General features: G+C 61.6%; 18 protein-coding genes. All 18 read right to left on the bottom strand.

The window, feature by feature from the left end; all coding sequences use genetic code 11:
• Positions 1–480 precede the first annotated feature (480 nt).
• A complete protein-coding gene (locus ONB25_12275) occupies positions 481–2,013 on the bottom strand; it encodes a hypothetical protein (GenBank protein ID MDZ7393662.1) in 1,533 nt (510 codons plus the stop codon).
• Between the two features lie 49 nt (positions 2,014–2,062).
• Positions 2,063–2,695, bottom strand: a complete 633-nt coding sequence (locus ONB25_12270; protein MDZ7393661.1) for a hypothetical protein — start codon at positions 2,693–2,695, stop codon at positions 2,063–2,065.
• Positions 2,696–3,444: 749 nt separating this feature from the next.
• The gene (locus tag ONB25_12265) at positions 3,445–4,794 is read right to left on the bottom strand and encodes a T9SS type A sorting domain-containing protein (GenBank protein ID MDZ7393660.1); all 1,350 of its coding nucleotides are present in this window, start codon (positions 4,792–4,794) and stop codon (positions 3,445–3,447) included.
• A 310-nt stretch (positions 4,795–5,104) separates the two neighbouring features.
• The gene (locus ONB25_12260; GenBank protein ID MDZ7393659.1) at positions 5,105–5,440 is read right to left on the bottom strand and encodes a hypothetical protein; all 336 of its coding nucleotides are present in this window, start codon (positions 5,438–5,440) and stop codon (positions 5,105–5,107) included.
• 99 nt (positions 5,441–5,539) lie between these two features.
• Positions 5,540–5,728 carry a hypothetical protein gene (locus ONB25_12255; protein ID MDZ7393658.1) on the bottom strand — a complete coding sequence of 63 codons (189 nt, stop codon included), beginning with the start codon at positions 5,726–5,728 and terminating at the stop codon, positions 5,540–5,542.
• Between the two features lie 453 nt (positions 5,729–6,181).
• Entirely contained in the window at positions 6,182–7,408 is a 1,227-nt protein-coding gene (locus tag ONB25_12250) for a hemolysin family protein (protein ID MDZ7393657.1), read from the bottom strand.
• A 14-nt stretch (positions 7,409–7,422) separates the two neighbouring features.
• The gene (locus ONB25_12245) at positions 7,423–8,052 is read right to left on the bottom strand and encodes an IMPACT family protein (protein MDZ7393656.1); all 630 of its coding nucleotides are present in this window, start codon (positions 8,050–8,052) and stop codon (positions 7,423–7,425) included.
• Between the two features lie 444 nt (positions 8,053–8,496).
• Positions 8,497–9,660, bottom strand: coding sequence for an acyl-CoA dehydrogenase family protein (locus ONB25_12240; GenBank protein ID MDZ7393655.1), 1,164 nt, complete (start codon positions 9,658–9,660; stop codon positions 8,497–8,499).
• A 19-nt stretch (positions 9,661–9,679) separates the two neighbouring features.
• Entirely contained in the window at positions 9,680–10,429 is a 750-nt protein-coding gene (gene rnc, locus ONB25_12235) for a ribonuclease III (protein ID MDZ7393654.1), read from the bottom strand.
• Between the two features lie 2 nt (positions 10,430–10,431).
• Positions 10,432–11,673, bottom strand: coding sequence for a beta-ketoacyl-ACP synthase II (gene fabF / locus ONB25_12230; GenBank protein MDZ7393653.1), 1,242 nt, complete (start codon positions 11,671–11,673; stop codon positions 10,432–10,434).
• 197 nt (positions 11,674–11,870) lie between these two features.
• Positions 11,871–12,125 carry an acyl carrier protein gene (locus tag ONB25_12225; protein MDZ7393652.1) on the bottom strand — a complete coding sequence of 85 codons (255 nt, stop codon included), beginning with the start codon at positions 12,123–12,125 and terminating at the stop codon, positions 11,871–11,873.
• 71 nt (positions 12,126–12,196) lie between these two features.
• Positions 12,197–12,922 carry a 3-oxoacyl-[acyl-carrier-protein] reductase gene (fabG, locus tag ONB25_12220; GenBank protein ID MDZ7393651.1) on the bottom strand — a complete coding sequence of 242 codons (726 nt, stop codon included), beginning with the start codon at positions 12,920–12,922 and terminating at the stop codon, positions 12,197–12,199.
• A 34-nt stretch (positions 12,923–12,956) separates the two neighbouring features.
• Complete coding sequence (gene fabD, locus ONB25_12215) at positions 12,957–13,868, bottom strand: ACP S-malonyltransferase (protein ID MDZ7393650.1); 912 nt, start codon at positions 13,866–13,868, stop codon at positions 12,957–12,959.
• Positions 13,869–13,873: 5 nt separating this feature from the next.
• Positions 13,874–14,890: a tetratricopeptide repeat protein gene (locus ONB25_12210; protein MDZ7393649.1), complete on the bottom strand. Its 1,017-nt coding sequence runs from the start codon at positions 14,888–14,890 to the stop codon at positions 13,874–13,876.
• A gap of 62 nt (positions 14,891–14,952) precedes the next feature.
• Entirely contained in the window at positions 14,953–15,921 is a 969-nt protein-coding gene (locus tag ONB25_12205; protein ID MDZ7393648.1) for a ketoacyl-ACP synthase III, read from the bottom strand.
• 13 nt (positions 15,922–15,934) lie between these two features.
• Positions 15,935–16,969 carry a phosphate acyltransferase PlsX gene (plsX, locus tag ONB25_12200; GenBank protein ID MDZ7393647.1) on the bottom strand — a complete coding sequence of 345 codons (1,035 nt, stop codon included), beginning with the start codon at positions 16,967–16,969 and terminating at the stop codon, positions 15,935–15,937.
• Positions 16,970–16,994: 25 nt separating this feature from the next.
• Positions 16,995–17,177 carry a 50S ribosomal protein L32 gene (gene rpmF / locus ONB25_12195; GenBank protein ID MDZ7393646.1) on the bottom strand — a complete coding sequence of 61 codons (183 nt, stop codon included), beginning with the start codon at positions 17,175–17,177 and terminating at the stop codon, positions 16,995–16,997.
• A gap of 21 nt (positions 17,178–17,198) precedes the next feature.
• Entirely contained in the window at positions 17,199–17,705 is a 507-nt protein-coding gene (locus ONB25_12190) for a DUF177 domain-containing protein (GenBank protein MDZ7393645.1), read from the bottom strand.
• Positions 17,706–17,720 lie beyond the last annotated feature (15 nt).

Below are 17,720 nucleotides of genomic sequence, written 5' to 3'. Positions count from 1 at the left end.
GACCAATCTTGCCTTCATCGCGTGCCCTCCTCGGCTCGAGTTCATGATGCTCAATGGAACCACCACCACGAACCCACCCAAAGGAGGGCTCCGCCCAGAAACAGACAGGCCTGGACGCGCGGCACCTTCCGGCACCGCAGGCCCAGGCCTCTGCCTACCCTGTATGCACGCTATCCGCCCGCCGCACCCCCCACTCCGTGGGGGGGCACCACACGAGCTTCCTCACCTCACCGGTCTGGCCGGGAATCTTTGCAAGCACCAACTTCATTGGCCGCCACCTCTGCGGCATAGCGCCCTGACCTCGGAACCGGGCCGCAGCAGGGTCGGACTGAATGGCATTATGAGTATAGCAAAACCGATGCATATCGTCAACGGCAAAAAATCCGTGTCCACCGAGGGACGAGCACCTGCGCAATCCCCCGGAGGTTGGTCTCAAGGCCCCTGGCACTGTGGGCAACAACGCACCGTTGCTCCGCCATATCAACGCAGCAACACCAGCTTCTGGCGAGCAACGCGGGGGCCGTCAGGCGAAACAGTGCGCGCCACGCACCAATAGACACCCGAGGGAACGGGCAAACCGCTGGCGTCCACTCCGTCCCAGACCAGAAGGCTCCGCGTGCTTTGGATAGCCTCCTGCGCCACCCTCGCGATTTGTCGCCCAACCACATCGTAAATTACCACTTCCACAGGAGCGGGCGGCTCTGCTTCCACCACCAGGCGAAACGCACCGTTGCTCGGGTTCGGGTGAACAGAAACCTTCAGCCACCGGCCAATAGGTTGCTCGCCTACCGGGCGCGCAGAGGAAGGACCCAGCTGGCGCCAGACGTGCTTTAGCAGCCACTGCGTGCTATCTTCGGGGCTCGGCTCCCCCCAGAAAAGGTGCTCGCGGTTGTTGTGGTCAATAAAGAGAGCCAGGCACCCATTGCCATACCAAGGCAGAGCGACTGGTTCGCTCAGCTCGTCGTGATAGACGGAAACGTAGTGGGCAGCGCCGTTCAGAGGTTCATCTATCACCACGTGAACGACCCCCGAAGGATCAACCTCGGCCCACCGGGTCACTAAGGAAAATGAAACCCTAGGAAAGATCCTTCTTGGCGCGGACCACCTACTGCCGTCGACGGAAAAGCAGTAGTACAAACCCCATAACCACGGGTCGAGCTTGGACTCGGCCACTGCCCAGAAAACATAACGGCTTCCATCTTGGGCTAGCGCCAGCTTCGGGTGGTGAAGAGCATGATGGGCAACATGAACCACTCGCATCGGCGGCACCGTGCGCCCGAGGTGCGAAATCGTCTGCTCGGCGTAGTACACCGGGTGGCGGTTCTGGCGCAGGTCTGTCTCTGTCCAGCCGATCAGCACTGTGCAGATGGTGCTATCTTGGGAGCGCAGGGCCACGTCAGCATAGCCGATGCCCCCGCTCTCCTGGCCCACCCCATGGCTCAGGGCCGGAAAAGAGACGAAGGGCTGAGACCATTGGCCGTCGGCACACAAGGAAAACCAAAGGGCTCTGGGCCACATTGTGAACCAGTAAGCCACAAGTCTGCCACCAGGAAGCGGTAAGACCCTACCCGCAATGGCGTCCTCGCCCACCCCCCGCACCAACGGCACTGGCGGTGTCCACCGATCATCCCTGAGCGTGCTATAGTAAATCTCGGACGCGCCCAAAAGGCGGCCCCTCGGGCAGTCTTGCCAGATCACGTGCGGAGCAAAATCCTTCCCAAAGGTAGGCTCGGAGCCAGCAAAGATGACCAGGCTTCTAGTACTATCCCAGGTGAAAGTCACCGGCTCAGGCAATCCCCTCACACCCGTGCGATAGTAATGAAGCAGGTGGGAATGCTGATCCGTGACCAAGTTCGGCCACACGAGGTACACGGTGTTGCTCCAGTCTACGCCTGCAGCCAGTGCGGAGAATGGACGCGGCCATTCCAGGAGCACCTCTGGGGCGCTCCAATCCTGCGCCCCTTGGTCGCTGTACGCCAGGAGCGCTACCGGTATGGCCAACAATGCGGCCATTCCCCGCCTCGTGGGGAGGGGGAGCACAATGGCCCCCTCCCTGCTACGTCTACCAGCCAATTTTTTCCTCCAGGAAGAAGGCCGTCCTTTCACACTGTCCGTAGACATATTGCGGCACACCGTATTGCCTCAATTGCCACCCGTGGGCACCTTCGAGGTGCCCGGTCCAGGCCATCTTCTTGGAGAACTGAGCGTCGACACTGACCTCAGAGACCCAGAATCCGAAGTCACGATCACTCCACAGTGGAGACCAACTCCCTCCCCCGTGAGGCCGCCACGTCGCTGTAGCACTCACGTCCAAGAAGAAAATCGGTTGCGATGCTCTGGTAAGCGCACAGAAGAACAGGGTAGGCAGACCCCCTGGCACCGTCTCGTCCAAGATGTATCCCTTTGCGTCAATAGACACCCCGTCCTCTTCTATCTGATCCTCGTACTCCCATTCCTCCTCGTCCCTCGTTCCGCTCTCTGGGACCTGATCAGAGCCGGTGCCGTCCCCCGTTTCCCCGCCACCCGCTAAGCGCTCGCTCTCTGCTTGTGGAACCCCTCCATCGGAGTGCCTGGCCTCGCCCGGTCCGCTAATGTCTCGGGCGCACCCAGTATAGAAAAGACACCCCCACGCCAGCCACAGGACCAATCCCACCACCAGGCAGGCCAGCCCTGCGTTCGCCAATCTCGTATTCATGACTTGCCCTCCTCGGCTCGAGTTCATGATGCTCAATGGAACCGCCACCACGAACCCACCCAAAGGAGGGCTCCGCCCAGAAACACGCAGGCCTGGACGCGCGGCACCTTCTGGCACCGCAGGCCCAGGCCTCTGCCTACCCTGTATGCACGCTATCCGCCCGCCGCACTCCCCACTCCGTCGGGGCGCAGCGTGCGACCTCTTTCACCTCGCGTCTCCCAGCGAGGCACCTCTCCGACACCAACCTCATTGCCCCAGAGTTCTGTGCCCCGCCCCCAAAAGCGGGCCGGGCGCGGTGCCACCGATGACGCCAAAATCATAACAGAATCTGACGAAACTGTCAAGAAGAAACTCTTGTGGACATCAGCAGGGAATCTTCCCTCGCGACACCATATGGTGTGAAACAAGCGGTCCTCACGCTGGTTTCTCAGTCCCGCCGCTGCTTTGCAGGCGAGCCCGCCTCTTGAGTTCCCCCCGCACGCCCCTCGGTAGAACCGGGACGCCTGCGGGGCATTGCACCTCAGCCTCCGGTATAGTCTGCTATTCTCCCGTGCCTTGACGAACGGGCTCGTGCGGGACCTGCCTGTGGCAGACCTTGTTACGCCACCCCCTCCATCATGGAGGTTCCTCCGCGCAGCAGCAGGCTACTCGCCGGTACGCCCGTGCAAATCCGGGCCCGCCAACTAGGCCCACCAGGGCGCCCGGGGAACGATGCCCCCCAGCCGCCTCCGCACGTCTTCGTGGAGCGTTTACCTCAGCAGGACCATGCGCCGCGTCACCTGGGTGGAACCCGCTTTGCCCACACAGAGGTAAACCCCGCTGGGGAGTTTGTTTGCCACAAAATAGAAGGTGTGGGTACCCGTCTCCAGGAGCTCGCCCTTCACGATAGTAGCCACCCTTCGCCCCTGGACGTCAAACACTTCAACGGTAACAGGTTGCGGCCTGGTGAGATCGACCGTTATGTTAGTGACCTCCGCGAAGGGATTGGGTCGGTTGGGCCGGAGAAAGAACTCAGCAGGAGGTACTGCGCCAGTTCGTGGGTTCATGACACCGGAGCCCACCCGACTGATGCACAGCACCCCCCGGTCGCCAACCGCATACCCATGCACCGAGTCCACCATTTCCAAATCTTGCGGGTGACCAATGGACGGGGTGCGAAGAACGTTCCAGGTCTTTCCTGTGTCGCTGCTGACCGCAAGTATATCGTCTGGGTTTCGCCAGTCCGTCGGTGATAAGGCTGCCAGGACTATAGAGGGATCCTCTGGCAGAAACTCAAGATCCGCAAACCATCTATCTCCAAGTGACGGCTGGTGGGCCACCCAGGTGAGACCTCCATCTTTTGTCATGTACACAGGCCGATCACCTTTCCAGGCGGCCAGCCCCAACGTCTCATCAAAGAAGCGCACCAAGGTAAAGTCGCCGACGGCCAAGGGAAGCGGTTCCCACGAAGCACCCCCATCCACCGTCCTGTGCATGTAGAGGGTATCTAAGGGTACGCCAAAATATCCGTACCCTATGTAGCCAACCATAGGGGACAGGAAATCCACACCTCGCCAAAGATCTCTGAGGTGGGCGCCGACAAAATGGGATTGGTTGCGCTGCTGCCAAGTCTTCCCACCGTCGGCGGTAAGCAGGACCGGCAGTGGGGCGCGAGCCGGTGCATCGCCGACCACCACGCCATGAAGTGGATCGAACATCTCCACGTAGTTAAGAAAGTCAGTGATGCTCGTATCCGCGGATGCGTCAAATTGAATTTGCCAAGTCCTGCCACCGTCACTGCTATGGTACACCCTCCATATGTTCACAGCCCAAACGTGCACAGAATCCGTTGCGGACAGGTCATAGATTGCCCAGTCATCCCACGGGAACACGTCCCACCTGATTCCGCCATCTGTGGTGCGAAAAACGGCGGGCCGACCGCTCGCCTTTTCCACGCCGTAAAAGAAGACTGTGCTGCTATCGACCGCGTCCACCGCTGTACAGTTGGAAGCAAGCTCCAAACGTCGAAATTCCCACGACTGTGCGTACAACCGCCCCGCAATGGCTCCCCCGAGAGTGAAACCCGCAAGGTAACAAGACAGCACTAGCGTTCTCCTCATGGGCTAACCCTCCTCCTTGCGCTGGCTCACCGCTGCGCAACGCCAGGCACCTCACCGTCGAACCCTTCCACCGCATGCGCAATCTCTGTTCGGGTCACCTGTGGAAGATTTGGCACAGACCGCCTGCCGCCCCTGGAGTTCTCCCTCTTCCCTCGCCTCTCACGCGCCGCCTTCCACAGCGCAATCCCAGTGGAAGCGCCAACGGGGGAGCACATTTGCCCGCCGCAGTTCCGCAATCGCTGCAGCGCTCGCTGATCCTTGAACCGGCCCTCCGACGTGCCCAGTTCTGCCGGTGAGCACAAAGCATGTCCTAAGGCAATACGCGGTGCTCTTGTGGCATGGCTTGAACCTCCTCGGTATACGAGGAGTATGTCCCGTAAACGCGGCCCCTCATCCGATACCAGATTATTCTACCCTTGGGGTCTGGGATGGTGACCGAATAGTCAGTCCACGACTCCTGTTCCGGCCCAGTTAAGGTTGCCACCACCGTCCACGTGCCGCTGCCGATCTTCCGCTCGATAGAATAGGTATGCACGTAGTACCACGACCAGACGATCTGTGGGTATCCACCGCTGACGCGCACGCGAAAGTCTGCCGGCACGGGGACATCCGGAAGGGGCGGTTGGCCCGGAAGGTACTGGCACATTTCTGTAGGGTTCTCCCCGTAAGCCGACCAGTATCTCGCGCAGGTCTCACAGCTGATCACATAATCAGGCGGCCCCCCACACTGCATCCCCGCCTCCGCTCAAGGCGGGTTGTGCTCCGAGGGGAAGATATTATTACAGCACAGCCGGGTCAGAACCTTTTGATCCCCGACCGCCGTCTCTTTCTCCAAAACGCCGCTCTCCCCCGCAATCCTCTCCCCGCAGGCCAGCCACAGCACCAGTCCCAGCGCTAAGCAGCCCGCCCCGAAATACACCAACCTCGTCTTCATCGCGTGCCCTCCTCGGCTCGAGTTCATGATGCTCAATGGAACCACCACCACGAACCCACCCAAAGGAGGGCTCCGCCCAGAAACAGACAGGCCTGGACGCACGGCGCCTTCCGGCACCGCAGGCCCAGGCCTCTGCCTACCCTGTATGCGCGCTATCCGCCCGCGGCGCTCCCCACTCCGTCGGGGGGGCACCACACGAGCTCTTTCACCTCGCCACTCTTAGCGAGGGTCTTTGCAACGACCAGCCGCATTGCCGGCGACCTCTGCCAATCACGGCCGCGACCTCCGTAAAAGTATACAAAAATCGATGCAAAGTGGCAAGAGAAAACAAATTTCTTTCCCGCCAGCCGGCTCGCTTGCAGACGGGAGAAGCGCGGAGGCTAAGCCGGTGCCGCTCTCTATTGGCCGCGAAGCGGAACGCCATTCTCGGGAAGAAGGGCGCGTCCCTCTTCTTCAGGATCGATGAGCCGGCGGTTCGGCACGGCGCACCCTGAGGGAGAGAACTCGCCTCCGCGTGGCGCGCACCACCTGAAACTGGAACCGACCCACCTCCACCACCTCGCCGCGGTGGGGTATGCGACCGGTGTGGGAGATAATGAGGCCGGCGACCGTCCTGTGCTGTCCCCGCGGAAACCTCCAGCCCAGAAGGTCTCCCAGCTCTTCGACGCTCAAGGTGCCGTCCACCCAAAGGTCGCCGTCGGCAAGAGGCCGCCACAAGGGCTGACCCTCATCATGTTCGTCTTCGATCTCGCCGAAAAGCTCCTCCAGCACGTCTTCGAGGGTGACCATTCCTGCGGTGCCGCCGTATTCGTCCACCGCCACGGCCACCGCCACTCCCGCGCGACGGAATTCAAGCAACAACCGGTAGCACGGGCTCATCTCTGGCACGAAGATTACCTGCCGCACGATGCTTGCCAGGGAAGCGGGCCTGCTCAGCAGATCTCGCACGTGGACCACCCCCTTGATGTTGTCCAGCGTGCCCTGGTAGACCGGCAACCGGCTGTAGCCCGACTGCCTGAACAGCCGCTGCGCCTGCTCCACCCCCGCCTCGATGGGGAGCGCCACCATGTCGACGCGCGGCACCATGATCGCGCGCACCGGACGCGTTGTCAGCCGCAACAGGCGCGAAATCATCTCCCCTTCATGCTCTGCAATCGTACCGGCGGCAAAACTTTCGCGCAACAGCACCGCCAGGTCCTTGCGCGAGAAGAGCGCATAGGTAGCCCGCGCGTCAGCTGCCTTTGGACCCACAAGAGCCAACACAGCCCGCTGCAATAGAAAATTGACCGGCCAGAGGAGCAGCTCGAAAACACGCAAGGGGTACGCCACTGTGCGGACTGCCTGCTGCGCCCGCTCCCGGAAAAGGGTCTTTGGGGCAATCTCGCCCAGGAGAAGCAAGATTGCCGCAGAGGCGACGATGATGGTACCCGGCGAAAGGTGGGGTTCCAAAAGGAGCGCTGCCAGCGCCGAGAACACCACGGTGGCCGCATTGTTCCCCACCAGGGTGGTGAATATGAAGCGCTCAGGGTTGTGCACAAACCCGCAGGCCAGGCGCGCTCCACGCTTGCCGGTCCGCAGGGCGATCTCACAGCGGATGCGATCGGCGGCGACAAAGGCCGCCTCGGCCCCCGAGAAAAAGGCGCTCAGCGCCAGCGCTATGAACAAACCCGCTATTGACACCGCACTCGTTCCCCCTACGCCTCGCGCACGGTGGCCTGGCCGGCGGAAAGCTCGGCAACACGCTGCGCAAACTCTTCCCGGCGACTTGCCCGCACCGTCACCACCAGAGTGGCCTCTTGGGCGAAGGTACTGGCAACCACCTCGCCTTGCAACTGCCTCACAAGGTGAACTAGGGCGCCGTGCAGCGCATGAGGGGCCCTGACCACCAGCCGCCGCGTGACATAACACCGACGCACACCCGCACGCTGGAGCGTTTCTGCGGCGCATTGGCCGTAAGCCCTTGCCAGTCCGCCCATGCCCAGCTTGACGCCACCAAAGTAGCGAGTGACTACGACAATGGTATTGGTCAGCCCCCTTGCTTCGATGGCACTGAGGATAGGCCTGCCTGCGGTGCCCGCGGGTTCACCCCCATCACTCGCGCGCAGCACCAAAGTCGGGCCCCACCCAATGCGGAACGCGTAGCAGTGATGGGTGGCATCGTGGAAAGTGCGCCGCACCTCGGCCAGCACGGCCTCGGCCTGGGCGCCATCCTCCACCGGCCGCGCCCAGCCGATGAAGCGCGAACCCTTGACCTTTGTCTCGAACTCTGTAGGCCGATCCACGGTCAAGTAGACGTCCGCATCGGCTGTTGTGACTTCACTCATAAGGCCTTCGTCCTCTTTTTGCAATATATGCAATCGCGACATTACAGTCAACCTTTTTCGCTGGCCTGACTGGACGGCCGTCGGAAGGGCATCGACAGGCACCCGCATTACGGCGCCCACGTGCGAGGCACGGCGAGAGGACGCGCGGGCCGCTGCCGGGGCCGGGGAGGCCACTACCAGGTGGGCTCCCAGTCAGGAAAGACTTTGAGCGTGGACGTCCCTGCCGGGAGGAGCGCCCTTATGCTGAGGCCTGCAAAGTGCACAATTGGAACCCATTCATCCGCCTGGCTACGCCCATGCGGCCCTCTGCCCGCGTTCTCAGCCACCCCCAGAACCACTGGAACACGAATGCCCGCCTCAACGTGTGTGAAGCGGGCATCTTCTGTTGGCCAGATCGTGCGCTCCGGCCTCCTTGCGGCTTAAAGGAGTAGAAGGCACGGCACCTTAGGCGCGGGCGTGCTTGGCGCTCTCGCGGATCAGGCTCCGCCCGATGACGTTGCGCTGGATTTGGTTGGTCCCTTCGTAGATCTGGGTGATCTTGGCGTCGCGCATGTACTTTTCGATGGGGTATTCGCGCATGTAGCCGTAGCCGCCAAAGATCTGCACCGCATCGGTGGTCACTTTCATGGCCACATCGGAGGCAAAGACCTTGGTCATTGCTGAGACCTTGCTGATGTCGGTGGCCCCAGAGTCGATGTAGCGCGCCACGCTGTAGATGAGGGCGCGGGCCGCTTCGATCTGCGTGGCCATGTCCGCCAGCATGTGCTGGACCGCCTGGAACGCGATGATAGGCTGGCCGAACTGGTGGCGCTGGCGGGCGTAACTCACTGCCAAATCGAATGCCCCTTGCGCGATGCCCAGCGCCTGTGCCGCCACCCCAGGCCGCGATTTGTCCAGGGTCTTCATAGCGATGATAAAGCCGTGCCCCTCCTTACCCAAGAGGTTCTCCTTTGGCACGCGACAATCCTCAAAAATGAGCTCACAGGTGGCCGAGGCGCGAATGCCCATCTTGTCCTCCTTCTTGCCGTAGGAAAAGCCGGGCATGCCCTCTTCCACGATAAAGGCTGAGGCGCCGCGTCCGCCGCGTGCGGGGTCGGTCATGGCGATGACCGTGTAGATCTTGGCCACGCCGCCGTTAGTGATAAAATGCTTGGTCCCGTTCAGCACGTAGCAGTCGCCGTCCCTGCGCGCCGTGGTCTTGATTGCCTCCGCGTCCGAACCGGCCTCCGGCTCGGTGAGACCAAAAGCGGCCAGGGCCTCGCCGTTTGCCAGCCGTGGTAGGTAGCGAGCCTTCTGCTCGTCGTTGCCGGCGATGAGGATGGGAAAAGCCCCCAGCGCGGTACCGGCGAGGGCCAGCGCTATGCCCCCGCAGGCGCGTGACAGCTCTTCGGTCACAATGACCAGGTCCAACACGCCTCCGCCAAGGCCTCCGTACTTTTCCTCTATCCACACCCGGAAAAAGTCCATTTCGGCCAGGGTCTTGACGATCTCCCAGGGGAACTCCCCTGTTTGGTCGTACTTGGCAGCCACCGGTCGAATCTTTTCCTCGGCTACGGTGCGCGCCATGTCGCGTAGCATCTTCTGTTCTTCGGTCAGGAAATAGTCCATCGCGCTCGACTCCTCAGGGTTAGATGACCCGAAGACGCACCAGGGCCCCACGGGCTGCTCTCTGTTCGGCGGACTTTTTCGTGCGCCCCTGGCCCGTGCCGTACTTCTTGCCGCCGATGGTCACGGCCACGGTGAATACCTTGTCATGCTCCGGTCCGTCTTCTCGTTGTACAGAATAAAGCGGCAGGGGCATCTTCTCTCGCTGGCAATACTCAAGCAGCAGGCTCTTGTAATTTTGGTTTTCCTCCCGCTCCAAGATGGAGTCCAACCGGGAGATGACCAAGCGGTGGACCAGTTTTCGCGCCGGCTCCAGGCCGCCATCCAGGTACACGGCGCCGATGATGGCCTCAATGGCATCGGCCAGAATGGAAGGACGATTGGCCCCGCCCGCCTTGCGCTCCTGCTCGCTGAGCAGGAGATGAGGACCCACCTCCAGGCCCCGTGCCACATTGGCCAACACCGGACGGCTCACCGCCAGCGATTTCATCACCGTCAGCTCGCCTTCCGGGCGCCGGGGGTAGCGCTGGTACAGGTACTCCACCACCACCAGGGCCAACACCGCATCGCCCAACAGCTCCAGGCGCTCGTTAGCCTGGTAGCGGGGCTCGCCGCTTTCCACAAGGTAGGAGCGATGCTTCAGGGCCTGCGTGAGATGGGCAGGGTTGCGGAACTGGTAACCCAGCTTACGGCTCAAGGCACGGAGAGCATTCTCGCGCGGGCCTGGCTGGTGCCTGAACAGCCTCCGGAACATGGCGGGCAGCAGGCGCAAGGCTACCGGTACCTCCTCACCGCAAGGCAGACATTGTGCCCGCCGAAGCCAAAAGAGTTACTCAAAGCGAGGTTTACTTCCCGCGGCCGCGCGCGCTGGGGCGTGTAGTCCAGATCGCACTCTGGGTCCGGAACCTCCAAGTTAATGGTAGGATGAATGGTCTGGTGCACGATAGTCAGCACCGTGGCCACAAACTCCGCGGCACCCGAGGCCCCAAGCAGGTGGCCGATCATGGACTTGCTGGAGCTGATGGCCACCTTGTACGCATGGTCTCCCAGCGCCTTTTTGATCGCCATGGTCTCCACGCGATCGTTGTGCGGGGTAGAAGTGCCGTGCGCATTGATGTAGTCGACGTCTTCGGGCTGGACCCGGGCCTCGGCCATTGCCAAGCGCATGGCGCGGGCCGCTCCATCCCCATCCGGGTCTGGCGCGGTGATGTGGTAAGCATCGGCGGTAAAGCCGACCCCAACCACCTCGGCATAGATCCTCGCCCCGCGCTTGAGAGCGTGGCCCAGCTCCTCCAAGATCACCACTGCGGCTCCTTCGCCCATTACAAAGCCGTCGCGATGCAGGTCAAACGGGCGGCTGGCCGCCTTGGGGTTGTCGTTGCGGGTAGATAGCGCCCTCATGGCGTTGAATCCGGCAAACCCCATCCGCGTGCAGGAGGCCTCCGAGCCCCCGGTCACCATCACATCGGCATCGCCATAGGCGATCAGGCGAAACGCATCACCTATGGCGTGGGAGCTTGAGGCACAGGCGGACACGGTAGAGTAGTTAGGCCCCTTCAACCCATGCCGAATGGAGACATAGCCGGGTGCGATATCGGCAATCATCATGGGAATGAAGAACGGACTGATGCGCTGTGGCCCCTTGTCGAACAGTACCTTGTACTCACGCTCGAAGGTGTCCATGCCTCCCACCCCGGAGGCAAGCACCACCCCGATGCGTGTCTTGTCCTCGTTGTCCAGGTTGAGACCCGCATCCTTAAGCGCGAGATCGGAACAGGCCACGGCAAATTGCGTGAAGCGGTCCATCCGCCGCGCCTCTTTGCGATCGATATAGGCCTCAGGATCAAAGTCCTTCACCCACGCAGCGAATTTTGTATCGAACTCACTGGTGTCGAAATAGGTGACATAGTCGACGCCGCTGGTACCGGTGACAAGTCCCTGCCAGTATTGCTCGAGGGTAGACCCTAGGGGCGTAATGACCCCCATGCCGGTGACCACAACACGCCGTTTCTCCATGCACACCTCATCATTAGTTCAACAATTCGCGCCCGGGTACACGTGAGGCGCGCCCCACGCGGAACATGTAGCAAGCCACCGCCGCCACATCTCCACCGGAGACTGAACCAAGGGTACCGGCACTCCTCGCGGAGAAAGCGGCGGTGGTCGAGCAGACAGAAAAAGTCCCGTCCGCAGACGGGACTAGGTTGACGAGACTACTTCTTCTCGGCCAGCTTCTTGTCGAGATATTCCAACGCCTTGCCCACAGTCGTCAACTTCTCAGCCTCGTCATCGGGGATTTCGATATCGAACTCCTCCTCGAAGGCCATGATCAGTTCCACCGTGTCCAAGGAGTCGGCGCCGAGATCATCGATAAAGGACGCTTCGTCTGTGACCTCGTTGGCATCCACGCCCAGCTGGTCGACGATAATCTCCTTCACCCTCTCCTTTACCTTCGGGTCAAGAGCCATGATTCACACCTCCTCTCTGGTGAGATAACTTTGCTTTATGGCCGTCGTCTTTCTTGCCGACAAAAAAACTGCTACATGACCATGCCCCCGTCCACCTGAATCACTTGCCCGGTGATGTACGCCGCCGCTGGAGAGGCCAAGAAAACCACCACCTCGGCCACTTCCTCCGGTTGCCCAACCCGGCGCAAGGGGATCACATTCAGGTACGACTGTCGGACACTTTCCGGCAGATTCTTGGTCATTTCCGTCTCAATGAACCCGGGCGCCACGGCGTTGACCGTGATCCCGCGTCCGGCCAGCTCGCGCGCCGCCGACTTGGTCAACCCTATGAGCCCAGCTTTGGAGGCAGCATAGTTCGCCTGGCCCACATTGCCAATCAGGCCAATGACCGAGCTAATGTTGATGATTCTGCCGCTGCGCTGCTTAATCATCACCTTGGCGGCCGCCTTAAGGCAGTTGAAGGCGCCCTTGAGGTTGACGGCGATCACCTGGTCCCAGTCGCTCTCCTTCATGCGCAAGAGCAAGTCGTCGCGGGCAATGCCGGCGTTGTTAACCAGGATATCCAGGCGGCCCAGGCGCTCTACGCAGGCGGTGACAAGTTGCTCGGCATCTGCGGCCACGGCCACGTCCGTGCGTAGGGCGATGGCTTGCCTGCCCATTGCCAGGATCTCTTGGGCAGTCTGGTTGGCGCTTGCTTCGTCGATGTCGGCCACGGCCACATGGCACCCCTCTCTGGCCAGTGCCAGGGCGATGCTTTTCCCTATGCCACGCCCTGCCCCGGTGACAGCGGCAACCATGTCCTGAAGCGATGCCACAGCTCCTCCTTTTCCCTCAGATCTGCGCAATCTCCTCCGCCGTCCCCGCCGTCACGCCCTTCACCTCGCGGTTGATCCGCTTCAAAAGGCCGGTCAGGACACTCCCCGGTCCGACCTCGTAGAAGATCTTTGCCCCATCGGCGATCATGTTCTCGACCGCCTTGTGCCAAAGCACTGGCCTGGACAGCTGTTCCAGCAACAGCCTGCGGATTTCGCTCGCCTTCTGCACGGGGTGAGCCGTGACATTGGCATACACGGGGACGGCGGCGTCGCGGATCGGGGCAGCCTCAAGCACCTCGCCCATGTGCTGACGCGCATGATCCATGAGCGGCGAATGAAACGCCCCGCTCACCACAAGCTCCACGACCCGCTTCGCACCCCGCGCCCGAGCAAGCTCCATAGCCTTTTGCACCGCAGGCACTGCCCCGGAAATTACCGTTTGCCCGGGGCAGTTGTAGTTGGCCGCTTGCACCACCCCTGCCTCTGAGGCCGCCCCACACAGTTCCTCCACCACGTCTGCTTCCAAGCCGATGATGGCAGCCATGGTCCCTGGGGAGATAGTGCCGGCCTCTTGCATGAGCTCGCCGCGCCGCTTCACCAGGCGTAGTCCGTCCTCAAAGCTCAGCGCCCCTGCCGCTACCAGGGCTGAATACTCACCCAGGCTGTGCCCTGCCGCCATGTGCGGCACCACGCCGCGCTTCCGCAAGAGCTCATTGGCCACCACCGAATGCACAAAAATGGCCGGTTGCGTGATGGCTGTCTGCTTAAGGCGCTCTTCCGGCCCATTGAAGGAAACCTCGGCCAGGTCGAACCCCAACATTTCATTGGCGCGTGCGTAGTAATCACGAGCCAACGCGGAGGCCTCGAAAAGGTCCTGCGCCATGCCCACGTACTGCGATGCCTGCCCGGGAAACTGGAAAGCTATCATGCTTCCTAGTGCTCGATCTGTTTCCGCAAACGCTCTGCCTCACCGCGTGCCGCCCGCACCCTGGCTAAGGCATCAACGTAGAGGTCCTTGGGCTCGAGCTTGATGGCGCGCTGGTACTCAGCTTCGGCCTGGTCCAGATTGCCCAGAACCTCGTGGGCAAGACCCAGATTGTAGTGAGCAGCCGAATTCCTGGGCTCAGCGGCTACTGCCTGGACAAAGGCATCCCGCGCCTCCTGCCAGAGTCCCTTTTGCGCGTACTTCTTGCCTAGGTCCAGCATCCCTTTGCCGCCCAGCACGGTTCGGCGCTCCACCACTACGTAAGGCGCCACTTGCCTAGCAAACTCCTCCACCGCCTCAGCCAAGAGGTCTTTGAGGATCTGCTCCCGCGGCTTGAGCGTACCGCGTCCCGCCACTACCTTGCCACTGTCATAGGTCTTAGTGCTGGCCTTGACCGCCACCAGCTCGCCAGTTTCCACCTTCACCATGCGAAAGGTGACCCCCACTGCGCCGCGCCTGATGCGGTACTCCTGGTCCACAAGCACCGTCTTCATGATCTCCTCGCGCACCTCCTTGTTGCCGCGGCGCACGGTGCGATACTGGCCAGTGCCCACCTTCCGTTCCACTTTCTCGGTGCCCACCTGGTCCGGTTCCAACGAGTAGGCGGTCACCTCCCCGAAGATGAGCGCGTCCACCCCCAACAGGCGTCCTGCTTCCTTGGCGGTCGAGGCATCCACAATGCCGGCCATGGCCAGCTTGTGCTCTTCCAGGATCTGGACCACCTTCTCCCGCTCCACGATGTGGAAGAACTTGCTCTCGAATAGGCGGGCGGTCAACATACTGCCGGCGATGGCGCCCGAGTTCTCCGGGCCGATAAAGTCCACAATCGCGATGCTCTTGATGCCGGTAATGTCCACCTGGGCAGGCTTGGTGACTGGTACCGACACGCGCGGCGCCGCGCAGTGGAGGCTCAGGACTAGCGCGACGAGAAGAATCACACGGCAGGCTATTTGACGCTCACTCATGGTACCCTCCCCGCTCCACGACTCGGAACGTGCCCTCGTAGGCGATTCACCCGAGGTGCCGCCTACAACCTCACGGCAGCCGAGGCCCAGGTAAATCCGGCCCCGAAGGCGACCAGTACCACCACATCCCCCTCCTTTACGCGGCCCGATTTGCGTGCCTCATCAAGGGCGATGGGGATACTTGCAGCGGAAGTGTTGCCATAGCGGTCCACATTGACAAACAACCGTTCCTGAGGAATGCCAACCCGTTTGGCGGTGGCGTCCAGGATGCGCCGGTTGGCCTGATGCGGGATGAGCAGGTCCACCTGATCACTCTGGAGTCCGGTCTGCTGCAGAATGATTTCGGCGGCATCGCCCATGGCGGTCACGGCGTACTTGAAAACCTCCCGCCCTTCCATCTTGATGAAGAACATTCGCTCCTTGATGGTCTCTGGCGAGGGGCGGTGCTTGACCCCGCCGCCAGGCATGTACAGAAGGTGGTTCAGGCGTCCATCGCTTTTCATGTAGGTGCCCAGCACCCCCCGGTTGCCCTGAGCGGGCTCCAACACCGCTGCACCGGCGCCGTCGCCAAAAAGCACGCAGGTGGCGCGGTCCTCATAATCGGTGATGAGCGACAGAGTCTCGGCGCCCACTACCAAGACGCGTTTTGCCTGCCCGGTGCCGATGAGGGCATCACCCAAGGCAAGGCCATAAAGGAAGCCAGAGCAGGCAGCGGCGATGTCAAATGCCGCGGCGTTGGTGGCGCCCAGCTTTTCTTGGACAAAGCATGCGGTCGAGGGGAAGCCCACGTCGCCGGTGACCGTGCCCAAAATTATGACGTCGATCTCCTCAGCACGGAGGCCGGCATCAGCAAGCGCACGGCGGGCCGCCTCAGTGGCCAGATCAGAGGTGTACACGCCGTCGGTGACCACATGGCGGACCTCCATGCCGGTCCGCTCCTTGATCCACTCGTCGGAGGTCTCGACAATCTTTTCCAAGTCTGCATTGGTGAGAAGCCGTTCCGGTACCGACATCCCGGTACCGGTGATCATCGATTGGGGTTGCTTAGCCAACTCGTTCTCCCGACAGTTGCTGCAGTTCCATCGCAATATGGTCGTTCACTCGTTCCCGCACCATTCTTATCGCTTCGCGCACCGCATTCTTCACTGCCCGGGGGGTGGAGCGCCCGTGACCCACGATGCAGACACCGTCGACTCCCAGCAGGGGGGCTCCGCCATACTCTTGGTAGTCAAAGATCTTGCGCAATCCTTCGAAGGTGGGCTGAAGAAGGAAAGCGCCCAGCTGACGCAGCGCATGCTTGCCGATCTTGCGCCGCAAAATGGAGCGGTACAGGCGGTCAACGCTTTCCGCAAACTTGACCAGAATGTTGCCAACAAAGCCGTCGCAGACCACCACGTCTGCGCCGCCCTTGAGCACATCTCCGCCTTCGATGTTGCCGACAAAGTTCAGCTTGCTCCTGCGCAACAGACGATGGGCAGCCAGGGAAGCTGCATTCCCCTTAGAGTCCTCTTCCCCCACGCTGAGCAAAGCCACGCGCGGTTCGGTGCGGCCCAGCACATGGCGATAGAAGATCGCGCCCATTAGAGCGAATTGCAGCAGGTGGTGCGGCTTGCAGTCCACATTGGCCCCCACATCCAGCAACAGGGTTGCGCCTTCCAAATGCGGCAGAAGCGCGCCCAGTGCCGGGCGGGCGACTCCTGGCAAACGCCCCAGATTCCACACCGCCGCAGCCATGGCCGCGCCTGTATTGCCAGCGGTCACCACCGCGTCCACTGCCCGCTGCCGATGCAGGCGCATGGCCACCGCGATCGAGGCATCGCGCTTGGCCCGCAGGGCAGCAGCTGGCGACTCCGCCATCTCTATCCGCTGCGACGCATGGTGCACCCGGATGGGCAGCTCGGCGGTGCGAAAGTGTCGCCCAAGCTCACGTCGAATCTGTGCCTCATCGCCCACCAGGACAATTTCGCACTCACCGCGCGCGGCACGTGCCGCCTCAACGCCTCCGTGCACAATGTCGGCCGGGGCATTGTCGCCCCCCATGGCATCCAGCGCCACGCGGACCGTCCGTCGCTGCTCCATGCGCCACCCAGGTCAAGCCACCAGCCTAAGCCTCGCGCGGCAGAAACACCGACCGCCCTCGATAGTAGCCACAGCTCGGACATGCACGGTGCGGCTCCTTGGGCTCGCCGCAGTTCGAACACTTGCTCACCGTAGGAGCCGCCGCCTTCCAATGCGTGCGACGTTTATCCCTGCGCGAGCGCGAATGACGTCTCTTTGGTAGTGGCATCTGTTCCCAATTCCCTTTCCGTTACTCTTGTACGCCCCGAAACTTTGCCAGCTTTGCCCACCGCGGGTCAATCTCTTCAAACTGGCAGGTGCACGTTTCATAGTTCAAGTTTACACCACAATGGGGGCAGAGCCCCTTGCAGTCCTCTGAGCACAGCATCTTGATCGGCAGCATGACGATCAATGTCTCCCGCACCTCGCGAGCGATATCGATCTCGGTCTGACCGGGAGCAAGAAGGTACACATCCTCCTGCTCCTGGGCGACCAGCTCCGGCTCCGGGGTGTAAATCCACAGGCACTCTTCAGCAAAGGTGCGCTCAAAAACAGTCAAGCAGCGATCGCAGGTAGCCAGGGCGTGACCGCTGACTCGCACCCGCAGATAAACCTCGCTGCCTATCTTGTTGATGCCACCATGGACGCCCACCAGGCCGCGGTAAGGGGTGTAGTCCTCAAGGTCGAGCGCATCACTACTCGACTCCAAATCCACCGGCCTGACGGCCTCGTCCAGGTCGCCAATAAAGATTTTCATGGGTTCACCCCAAAA

Source organism: candidate division KSB1 bacterium (assembly GCA_034506335.1).
Taxonomy (GTDB): Bacteria; Zhuqueibacterota; Zhuqueibacteria; order JANLFK01; family Oleimicrobiaceae; genus Oleimicrobium.
The sequence above is the reverse complement of the archived record's forward strand: the minus strand, read 5'-3'. Positions and strand labels throughout refer to the sequence as shown.

Bases quoted from the DNA above. Each gene is read 5' to 3' on its own strand.
- ONB25_12275 (MDZ7393662.1), bottom strand. From the start codon at position 2,013: ATGGCCGCATTGTTGGCCATACCGGTAGCGCTCCTGGCGTACAGCGAC.
- ONB25_12210 (MDZ7393649.1), bottom strand. From the start codon at position 14,890: ATGAGTGAGCGTCAAATAGCCTGCCGTGTGATTCTTCTCGTCGCGCTA.
- ONB25_12240 (MDZ7393655.1), bottom strand. From the start codon at position 9,660: ATGGACTATTTCCTGACCGAAGAACAGAAGATGCTACGCGACATGGCG.
- ONB25_12265 (MDZ7393660.1), bottom strand. From the start codon at position 4,794: ATGAGGAGAACGCTAGTGCTGTCTTGTTACCTTGCGGGTTTCACTCTC.
- ONB25_12255 (MDZ7393658.1), bottom strand. From the start codon at position 5,728: ATGAAGACGAGGTTGGTGTATTTCGGGGCGGGCTGCTTAGCGCTGGGA.
- ONB25_12205 (MDZ7393648.1), bottom strand. From the start codon at position 15,921: ATGATCACCGGTACCGGGATGTCGGTACCGGAACGGCTTCTCACCAAT.
- ONB25_12225 (MDZ7393652.1), bottom strand. From the start codon at position 12,125: ATGGCTCTTGACCCGAAGGTAAAGGAGAGGGTGAAGGAGATTATCGTC.
- ONB25_12245 (MDZ7393656.1), bottom strand. From the start codon at position 8,052: ATGAGTGAAGTCACAACAGCCGATGCGGACGTCTACTTGACCGTGGAT.
- rpmF (MDZ7393646.1), bottom strand. From the start codon at position 17,177: ATGCCACTACCAAAGAGACGTCATTCGCGCTCGCGCAGGGATAAACGT.
- fabG (MDZ7393651.1), bottom strand. From the start codon at position 12,922: ATGGTTGCCGCTGTCACCGGGGCAGGGCGTGGCATAGGGAAAAGCATC.
- fabF (MDZ7393653.1), bottom strand. From the start codon at position 11,673: ATGGAGAAACGGCGTGTTGTGGTCACCGGCATGGGGGTCATTACGCCC.
- ONB25_12190 (MDZ7393645.1), bottom strand. From the start codon at position 17,705: ATGAAAATCTTTATTGGCGACCTGGACGAGGCCGTCAGGCCGGTGGAT.
- fabD (MDZ7393650.1), bottom strand. From the start codon at position 13,868: ATGATAGCTTTCCAGTTTCCCGGGCAGGCATCGCAGTACGTGGGCATG.
- ONB25_12270 (MDZ7393661.1), bottom strand. From the start codon at position 2,695: ATGAATACGAGATTGGCGAACGCAGGGCTGGCCTGCCTGGTGGTGGGA.
- ONB25_12260 (MDZ7393659.1), bottom strand. From the start codon at position 5,440: ATGTGCCAGTACCTTCCGGGCCAACCGCCCCTTCCGGATGTCCCCGTG.
- plsX (MDZ7393647.1), bottom strand. From the start codon at position 16,969: ATGGAGCAGCGACGGACGGTCCGCGTGGCGCTGGATGCCATGGGGGGC.